Source organism: Kitasatospora sp. NPDC047058 (genome assembly GCF_040643935.1).
In the GTDB taxonomy this organism is placed as follows: domain Bacteria; phylum Actinomycetota; class Actinomycetes; order Streptomycetales; family Streptomycetaceae; genus Kitasatospora.
The window spans coordinates 1-9,069 of sequence record NZ_JBEYVJ010000296.1 but is presented as its reverse complement, the minus strand read 5'-3'; the positions used below and the strand labels follow the sequence as shown (position 1 = coordinate 9,069).

8 protein-coding genes are annotated in these 9,069 nt (G+C 72.0%); 5 read left to right on the top strand and 3 right to left on the bottom strand.

The features are described 5' to 3' along the window. Positions 1 to 1,695, top strand: a 1,695-nt coding sequence (locus tag ABZ885_RS30415) for an ADP-ribosyltransferase (RefSeq protein ID WP_360195549.1), incomplete at its 5' end; no start/stop codon positions are given. A gap of 14 nt (positions 1,696 to 1,709) precedes the next feature. Beyond that, on the top strand, positions 1,710 to 2,150 hold the full coding sequence (locus ABZ885_RS30410) for a hypothetical protein (RefSeq protein ID WP_360195547.1): 441 nt from the start codon (positions 1,710 to 1,712) through the stop codon (positions 2,148 to 2,150). A gap of 58 nt (positions 2,151 to 2,208) precedes the next feature. Here ABZ885_RS30410 and ABZ885_RS30405 read toward each other — a convergent pair whose 3' ends face one another. After that, positions 2,209 to 3,690, bottom strand: coding sequence for a hypothetical protein (locus ABZ885_RS30405; protein ID WP_360195544.1), 1,482 nt, complete (start codon positions 3,688 to 3,690; stop codon positions 2,209 to 2,211). Positions 3,691 to 3,895: 205 nt separating this feature from the next. On the opposite strand from ABZ885_RS30405, the gene ABZ885_RS30400 reads away from it, so the two are divergent. Continuing rightward, positions 3,896 to 4,492, top strand: coding sequence for a DUF4291 domain-containing protein (locus ABZ885_RS30400; RefSeq protein WP_360195541.1), 597 nt, complete (start codon positions 3,896 to 3,898; stop codon positions 4,490 to 4,492). Between the two features lie 138 nt (positions 4,493 to 4,630). Beyond that, positions 4,631 to 5,326, top strand: a complete 696-nt coding sequence (locus tag ABZ885_RS30395) for a hypothetical protein (RefSeq protein WP_360195539.1) — start codon at positions 4,631 to 4,633, stop codon at positions 5,324 to 5,326. On the opposite strand, the gene ABZ885_RS30390 is transcribed toward ABZ885_RS30395, so the two are convergent. Then, a complete protein-coding gene (locus ABZ885_RS30390; protein WP_360195536.1) occupies positions 5,316 to 6,404 on the bottom strand; it encodes an alpha/beta hydrolase in 1,089 nt (362 codons plus the stop codon). The two genes, ABZ885_RS30395 and ABZ885_RS30390, sit on opposite strands and share 11 nt — an antisense overlap. 139 nt (positions 6,405 to 6,543) lie before the next feature. Here ABZ885_RS30390 and ABZ885_RS30385 point away from each other — a divergent pair, with 139 nt between their 5' ends. Beyond that, entirely contained in the window at positions 6,544 to 7,314 is a 771-nt protein-coding gene (locus ABZ885_RS30385) for a helix-turn-helix domain-containing protein (RefSeq protein WP_360195533.1), read from the top strand. A 107-nt stretch (positions 7,315 to 7,421) separates the two neighbouring features. Here the strand turns inward: ABZ885_RS30385 and dacB are convergent, their stop codons facing one another. After that, positions 7,422 to 9,023, bottom strand: coding sequence for a D-alanyl-D-alanine carboxypeptidase/D-alanyl-D-alanine-endopeptidase (dacB, locus tag ABZ885_RS30380; RefSeq protein ID WP_360195530.1), 1,602 nt, complete (start codon positions 9,021 to 9,023; stop codon positions 7,422 to 7,424). Positions 9,024 to 9,069: the final 46 nt, after the last annotated feature.

Genomic DNA, 9,069 nt, shown 5'->3' with positions numbered 1-9,069 from the left:
ACGGCCACCGCCGCGATCGCCGCCCTGGTGCAGACGGCGCCGAACATGCCGAGCAAGATGCAGATCCTCAAGGCGGAGGTGGCGGACGGCCTCGCCAGCGCACCGGTGATGTACGAGCACTTCTACGGGGGTGTGATCAAGAGCGGGACCGACCTGCTCAAGCTCGGCCGCTCGCTCAACCCCTACGACCCGTACAACATCTCCCACCCCGCCCAGTACCAGGACGGTGTGTCCACCACCCTGGCCGGTCTGATCAAGGCCGGTGACCACCCGGTCGACCTGCTCAAGGGCCTGGTCGGCAGCGGCTGGGGCAACGACCCCTCCGAGGCGGGCGGCAAACTCGTCGGCAACTTCCTGATCGGCGCCGGCACCGGAGGCGGTGGCACCGCCGCCACCCTTGCCGAGCGCGAGGCCGCCGCCGTCGCCAAGAACACCGCCGAGAAGGCCGCCCAGGAGGCGGCGGAGAAGGCAGCCAAGGAGGCGGCTGAGAAGACGGCCAAGGAAGCGGCGGCGAAGGCCGCGAAGGAGGCAGCGGACCAGGCATCCAAGGAGGCTGCCGAGAAGGCCCTGCAGGAAGCGGCGGAGAAGGCCGCTGCGGTCAAGCCGGTGTTGCCACATACGAATCCGGCCGGCCTGCCGGAAGGGTGGACCATCAAGACCCCCACCGAAGGCGCGGCCGATGCGGCGGTCGGGGGTCCCAAATCCGCCCCGCCGCAGCAGGTCCCGCACCCGGTTCAGCCTGCACCGCATCCTTCGCCGGCCCCGCACCCTGAACCCGCTCCGCATCCTTCGCCGGCCCCGCACCCTGAACCCGCCCCGCACCCTGAACCCGCGCCGCCGTCAGTGGAGCCCGCCGGCGCGCACCCGTCGGCAAAGCCGGCCGAAGGCCCGGCCGGCCCGCACGGTGGCGACGCCGCCGCGGAACCGACGCCGCACCATTCCGGTGGGGACACCACCGGCCACACGCCCGAGGCGCCCTCCGGTGATGCCGCAGAACCGGCGCCCGGTCATTCCGGTGAGCACCCGCCGGCCAAGGACGCCGAGGGCGGCGCCGGCGGTCACGGGGAATCGGCCAAGCCGGAGAACCCCCAGCCGCCGACGACTGCGGAACAGATGAAGGCCGCTGAGGCCGATATTTCGCAGGGCGCCAAGACTTTCGCCAACAACGACGAGGCCGTGGCATACGGCGATAATTACTGGAACAAGTACGTCTCCGAGTTGCCGCAGGAAAGCCGGCAGGCGGTCCGTGATTACAGCGGAAGTACGTACGACGAGATCAACAGCTATTTGCGCGGAAAGGTGGAGGGAAGGCCTGCGATCCTCCAGTATGTCAAGGACATCGACAGTGCGCTGGCCGGCCATCCCATTCCCGAGGATATGATGCTCAGCCGGCGGACCGATCTCTTTCACGTCCCCGGGGACGCGCGGAGCATGGTCGGACAGGTGCTCATCGAGGATGGGTACATGTCCACGTCGATCGGAGGCCCCAGCAGCAACTTCATGCACAAGGAGGCGGTGCTCCACCTCAAGGTTCCCCAGGGAACGCCGGCCATGTGGGTGGAGAGAATCTCCAAGTGCGAGGGAATGGACGAGCGTGAGGTGCTGCTCGGGCGGGGCACGCGCTGGCGGGCGGACAACGTCATCTTCGGTGATGATAAAAAGTGGCATGTCTATGGGGAGGTTCTCCCCCAGTGAAAGGGACTGGTCAGATGGCTGACAGCGAGGAAAGCCGTTTCGCGGCGGACATGCAAATGCGGCTGGTGGAGGGCGGACCGGTCGACTACACCTTCCGGACGGAGAAGCCCGTCGAGTACGTGGCGGTCGCCAATGCGAGCGACGGGATTCTCGGGTATCTGTTCGCCTGCGACGCCGATGATGCCGCGGGCTGGGTGGACCGGCCTGCCGCCGGTGCCGTCGCGATGAACAGTGGCACGTACTGGTACGGAAAGCTGCGCGATGCCAAGGGTCGTGGGCTCCTGCCGTCGCAGGCTCTGGCCGAGTTGTCCGCCGATACCGGAGGCGGGTGGTCGGGGCAGGTCGTGCCCGGATCGCGGGCCAGGGCGGAGAGCCTCGCCGGCCTGCGGGAGAAGGCCCGCGAAGGGTGGGAGCCGCCCGCGCAGCCCGAGCCGCCTCGCGGCCGGGGCCGCTGAGCCCTGCGCGTGGTGGCCTCCGGGATCCTCACGGGCCACCACGCGAGCCGGGCACTGCTCAGCCCGTGCCCTCCGCGAACCGCCTGAGATCGCGGAGGGGGAAGGTGAGGGACGTCGGGCTCGCCGGGTTGAGGCGCAGGTCCAACTCTTCGGACCTCGCGATCAAGTGACGTCCGGTCAGGTGGGCGACGGCGGCCCAGTGCCGCGGAACATGGTCCGGTGAGGTGCAGGCATCCACGCCGTCCTTGCCGTTGGCCCCGGTCGTCACCAGCAGCGCACCGGTCTCGGCGTCGGGGCACACCAGCAGTTCGCCGTCCAGCAGTGCCGTCAGCAGTTCGGACGGGTTCCCCTCGCCGGACGCCAACCTGGACAGGGCGGCCTCGGCAGTGATCCGGGCGTCGTTCCCCTGCTGCGAGGCCGGCGGGGTGCTGGGCAGAGCGCCCCGGAGGACGAGGGCCCGGACCGCGGGATCGGGTTCGTTGATCAGCTCGGGGCCGGCGAGGCTCCACGCTTCGCCCACCCGGGTGCCCGGGTGGGCGGCGAGTGCGGCGGTGACGGCGACCGGGTCGGCGTGCACGAGCAACTCGACGTCGTACAGCACCTCGTCGGCCATGCCCGCGTGAACCGCCTGGCACAGGACGACGCCCAGCTCTGCCGGGTCGGCCCGGGTGAAGTCGGGAGAGCGGTCGGGAAGACGGGGGACGGTTCCGGCAAGGGCCTGCGCGACGTCGGTCGGCTCGACAGGTGCGGTACCGGCCACGACCGTGTCCCGCAGCGGCCCCTTCGGCAGCCACCACGTTCCGCCCGCAGGGGAATCGGCGGGAAGCAGCCTGGCCGCGTCTTCGACGGCCTCGGCACCCGCGATGGCCGACCACTGCGCCGAGGTCAACGGCAGCACCGCACCGCTGAGCGCGGCGAGTGCCGACCGTGCGCGGTCTCCGGCAGCGGCCCACCAGGCGGCATGCACGTCTGCGGCCGACTGCCCGGACACCTCGGCCGGAACCGTCGCAGCGAGCCGGGCGAGACCCGGACTGGGGTAGACATCGCCGGCGCTGAACGGTGAAGCGCCGCGCTGCTTCTCGTACCAGGCCGAGAACCGTGCGGGGTCGGTCCATCCGGGCTCGTCCAGGGCCAGCACGGCGGCACCCGGGACGTCGTCCCACACGCCCTCCGCAGCCTCGGCCACCATCCGAAGCCCCGGCACGTCAAGGAGTCGGTCCAGGACCTGCGCCGCGATGGTCTCCGGTTCGGCCGAACGGTCGAGATCCCACAGGAGCAGCAATCTCGGGCGGTCGCCGTCCTGGAGGGCCAGGACGAGCTCCGAGACCGTACGCGCCTGCACCCCCAATCGGGCGGCCAGCAGCCAGACCGCTGCGTCCGCCGTCATCCCCGCCAGCGAGAACGCCGCGTCCGCTCGCCTGCCGGCCGGACTTTCGGGCGTGCTGCAGGCCGCCGCCAGCCAGGTCAGCAGGTGGGACTTGCCGATGCCCTGCGGTCCGGAGACAACGCAGAGGCGGGGAGCTCGCGGGTCGTCCAGCATCGCGAGCAACGCAACACCGGCCGGCTGCCGCCCCGCCCGCAGCGGTGGCAGCTGACGCCCCGTTCCACTCACCAATCCCCCCCAGCGCTACGTCTCTCTCACCGCGAAGAAGTCTACGCAGCGGCGGGATCCGGGGCAGAGCCCGCCTCTTCCGGCGGGCACAAATCGGTTGGCCATGCGTCCGGGCCGGGCACATCCTCGGGGGGTGAGGGAAGAACCGAAGCACGGGATCCGTGCGCAGCACACGGCGAGCACGATCACCGTCTACCAGGCGTACCCGCCGGAGATCGGGGTGCCGGCCGCGCGGGACGGGCGGTTCCCGGGGGTCTGGAAGCGGGACCGGATGACGTGGATCAAGCCGTCGTTCCTGTGGATGATGTACCGCTGCGGATGGGCCGCCAAGGAGGGGCAGGAGACCGTCCTCGCGGTCGAGATCGCCCGGGAGGGCTTCGAGTGGGCGCTGCGGAACTCCTGCCTGTCCCACTACGCGCCGGGCGTGCACACCGACCGGGCCTCGTGGAAGCGCGAGTTGAGGCGGGCGCCGGCCCGGGTCCAGTGGGATCCCGAACGCGACCTGCACCTGCAGCCGTTGCCGCACCGCTCACTGCAGCTCGGCCTCGCGGGTGAAGCCGCGCACCGGTACGCCGACGAGTGGATCCGCGCCGTCACCGACGTGACGCCGCGGGTCCGGGAGATCCGTGCGCTGGTGCGCGACCGGGACTTGGCGGCGGCCGGGCGGCTCCTCCCCACGGAGACCACCTATCCGGCCGGGGACGCTCTCCTGGCCCACCTGCGTGCCTGACGCTCCGTGCGCCCGCGCCCTTCCGCCTCTCCGTCGAACCGACCTCGGCCGGGAGCGGTTGCCCGCCGTGTGTGACCATCGCGGCGGAACAGGAAGTCGGACGGGCCGACTTCCGGTGCGGCGGATGCGGGTCGAGCAGTGAAGTTGAGGACGACGGTGCACCGGGTGCGGGCCGGGCGGGACGAGTACCGGGTGGTGAGCGCGGCGCCGGGCGAGGGCCGGGCCGTGCTGTACGGCGACGGTGACGGGGACGCCGGCGGGTGGGAGCTGCGGCTGTACGCGGACCGGGCCGGCGCACGCGACCTGGCGGCCGCCTGGGCACTCGCCGCGCGCTCGCCGCGTTCGCTGGTCCACCTGCCGCTGCGGGCCGGCACGGCCCCGGAGGGGCTGACGGAGGAGGGGGCCGTCCGGATGGACCTCGTGCTGCTCCACCACAGCCTGGCCTTCCCGGCGTCCCGGTGGAAGGAGGTCCGGGCACGGCTCGGCAGCGGCGGGGTGCAGCACACCATGGACGTCCCGGAGAGCGACTTCCCGGCCGAGGACGAGATCGACTTCGGGAGCCACCACTTCGCCGGGTGGCGCGACGGTCTGCACTTCGCCGGTGCCGCAAGGACGTTGTTCCTGACCGGCAGCGCGGAGGCGTTCCGCTGGTCGGGGGCGTGGGTGCGATCGCTGGAGACCGAGGCTGCGGCGGAGTTGGCCCGCTGGCCGAACCGCTCGCACTACTGCGTCACCCTGAGCCACGGGAGTCCGGGCCGCAACGGCCGGCCGCCGAAGGGCGTGCCGGGCCAGTTGCACATGGTGTACGCCCACGAGTGGAGGGTCACCGACTGACGGTGGCGGGCCGGCGGCCGGTGACCACGGGGCGCACCTTGGTCAGCATCAGGTCGAGGAACCGGTCGGGGTGCAGGAAGGACGCGAAGTGGGAGGCCTCCTCGATGAGGGCGAACTCCTTGACCGGGGCGTGCACGTCGTCGAAGTACCGCCGGGCACGGTCGGTCGGGGTGAGGACGTCCCGGTCGCCCTGGAAGACGAAGAACGGCAGGTCGAAGTCGGTGCCGTCGGCCCAGTCGTCGAACGCGGCCGTGGCGGGCAGGATCTGCTCGGAGAGCTTCATGCCCTGGCCGAGGGTGCCCAGCTCGCGCAGCGAGTGCAGCGGCGAGAACCAGAGCGACTTCATGACCACGGACTTCATGGTCCGGAAGGTCAGCGGGTCGGTGGTGGCGACGATCTTGGCGTAGGCGGCGTACTGCTCGGCGGTCCAGGTAAGTAGGTCGGTGCCCGACTCCTCGACGGCGGCGAGTTCCCTGCGCTTGCCGGCGGCGCGCAGCCGGGCCAGTAGCGCCCGGTGGGCGGAGTCGTCGCGGCCGCCGTCGTGGATGTTCTGGTCGGTGCCGACGTAGGCGGAGTAGCGGTCCGGGTACTGCCGGGCCAGCCGCAGGCCGAAGGTGCTGCCGAAGGAGTTGGCGACCAGGACCACCCGGTCGACGTCCATCCTGGCGCGCACGTACTCCGTGACCTCGACGGCGTCCTCGTACATCCGGGCGAAGCCCAGCTCGCCCTGGCCGTCGGCGCCGGAGTGGCCGAGGGTCTTGCCGGTGCCGCGCATGTCCCAGCGGACGATCGTGAAGTGCTTCTCCCAGCTGCGGGTGCGCGGGGCGTGGATCGCGTTGGAGGCGCCGGGGCCGCCGTGGATCTCGAGCATCACCGGGTTGTCGCGGTCCTCGCCGCGGATCGAGATCCACTGCTCGATGCCGCCGATGCGGACGAAGCCCTGCTCGTCGATGCCGTTCGGCGTGTCGATCCGGAGGAGCCGGGCACCGGCGGCCTGCCTGAGGCGGCGGTGGGCCAGGGCGCCGGCGACGGGCGCGGCGAGGGTGGCGGCGGAGGCGATGAGAACGGCGCTGATCACGGTTACTCCCCAGAACTGTGTATCGGTTACGCAATTGCGTTTATGTTATACACAGTTTCTGAGTGGCCGTCAACGCGCGGCACCGACCGGGCGGCGAACGCCGAACGCACCGGAACCGAACGCACCGAGGAGGGCCCGCATGGCCGCGAGCAGGGCGAGCAGCGCAGCGAGCACCGAGAAGAGCAAGGAGAAGGGCAAGGAGAAGAAGCGCGACCCGAAGGCGAGCCTGGCGCTGCTGTGGGGCGAGCAGGACCAGCCCCGGCGCGGCCCGAAGCCGTCACTGACCGCCGAGCGCATCGTGGCCGGCGCCATCGGGCTCGCCGACGCGGAGGGCCTCGACGCGGTCTCCATGCAGCGCGTCGCCGCCGACCTCGGCGTCACCACCATGGCCCTGTACCGGTACTTCCCCGGCAAGGCCGAACTGACCGACCTGATGGTCGACTCCGCCCTCGGCGTCCCCACCGAGGCCGTCGCCCGGGCGGACGGCTGGCGCGCCGGGCTCACCGAGTGGGCCCGCCAGTGCTGGGCGCTCTACCAGCGCCACCCCTGGATCCTCACCGCCACCACCATGCGCCGCCAGCTCATGGGCCCCAACCAGCTCGCCTGGCTCGACGCCGCCCTGGCCGCCCTCGCCCCGGCCGGCCTGTCCGCCGCCCAGCAGCACGACACCGTCCTCCTGGTCATCGGCCACGTCCGCAACCTGGCCCAGCAGCTCGTCGACCGCGACGACGAGGCCGACCAGGAGTGGAACCGCCTCGCCGCCGACGTCCTCGACCGCCACGGCCACCGCTACCCCGCCCTCGCCGCAGCCATCGCCGCCGGCGCCTTCGCCCCCCAGTCCCAGGACCCCCTCGACTTCGGCCTCACCCGCATCCTCGACGGCGTCGCCCCCCTCACCCGCCGGCCCTGACCCCACCGGCCCCGGCGGGCTCGGCGGGCTCGGCAGGCCCGGTGTCCGGGGACGGGGGAGGGCCCCGGCCGCGGGGCGGGCGGGGCCCTCGGGGGTGGGGCGGGTGGTCAGGGTCGTGCTTCGGCCTGCTCCTGGAGGAGGCCGGCGATGCGGTTCAGGTCGTTGACCACGTCGAAGAAGGTGGTGATGTCCTGGGTGGAGGCGCCGTTCACGGCGAGGTAGAAGGTGTGCAGGCGGCCGTGGCCGGCGTCGAGGTAGCCGCCGAGGGTCTCGGCGCCGACGGCGAGCCGCTGGTTGACCGCGTCGAGGCCGACGACGGAGCCGGGCTTGGCCCACACCTTGCCCTTGCCCGGGCAGGTGGGGCAGCCCGCGCACGCGAACGCCAGTGAGCCGTCCACGCCGAGGATCGGCAGCGCCTCGCGGAAGCGGGTGGCCTCGGGGGTGCCCTGCCAGTAGTGCAGGATCTCGTTCTCCACGTCCGGGGTGACCCGGTCGACCGGGTTGCCGCCGCGGCCGTCGAGCAGCTGGACCTTGGTCGGGTCGATGCCGGCCTGGGTGAGGAAGTTCCTGATGCCCGCGAAGCCGTCCTCGCACTGGTGGCTGCCGGCCGCGACGGCCATCAGGCAGATCCCGAGGTTGGCGCCGAGGTTGTGGCTGACCTTCAGGATCAGCCGGGCGTACTGGGCGTAGACGGGGGAGACGTAGGCGGCGACGCGCTCGGTGCCGTCGTAGGAGTCCGGCACCAGGCCGGACGGGTTCGGGCCGGTCGGCGGGGCGGTGACGGTGACGCCGGCCCGGGCGAGCGCCTCGATCAGCGCGGTGCGGCCGAAGGCGTCCGGGTCCTGGACGGGGGAGACCCGGAGCGTGGGCTGCGCGTCGGCGGCGATGGTGCCGGACAGGCTGATGTGGGTGCCGTCGGGGGAGGCGGTGACCGCGATGTCCGTCGGGCCGCCGGCCGCGACCGTCTGCACGGTCGACTCCACCTGGTAGGGCGCGACCTGCGGCCGCCAGCTGAGCTGGGCGGGCTGGCCGGGGGTGGTGGCCGTGGTCAGCAGGTCGATGAGGTTGTCGTTGATGATCAGCGGGGTCGGGGTCGGGTCGAGTCCGGGGAACGAGGTGAACAGCCGGGAGTCGATGGCGACGTCCCCGTGCACCTCGGTGAGGCCGGATGCACGCACCTGCTGGGCCATCTCGTTCAGCCCGGCGAGCGGGTTCTCGGGGGTGAGCGTGGCGCCGGGCAGGTCGTTGGCGTAGGTGTGGTCGATCGGGGTGAAGTCGACGGAGCCGTCGGGCTTGGTCCGCCCGCCCATGGTGAGGTCGCCCTGTGCGACCACGACCAGCGAGCCGTCCAGGACGGACCCGCTCCGGTTGCCGACCGCCTGTACGGGGGTGGTGAACCGGTGGTCGCCGCCGAGGGTGTGCCAGGTGCTGGAGACGCTGACCAGCTTGGCCGTCGAGCCGGGGATGAAGAACTGGTTCGGGTACTGGGAGTGGATGATCTCGCCGGTCGTGTCGTCGATCTCCAGCAGGCCCCACTGAGCGTGCTCGTAGGCCGGCTTGTTCATGATCGCCAGGATGTCCGGGCTCAGCCCGTCCGCCTGCCGCGGCGCCGCCCCCGCCACCCCCGCCGTTCCGACGGTCATGGCGATGGCCGCCGTCGCGGTGACGACGGCGGCCACGGCGCGGCGGGCGAGTTCGGGAGTGGCCACGGCTGTACTGCAGGGACTATGGCAATCAGGTGGGGTGCCGGGGTGG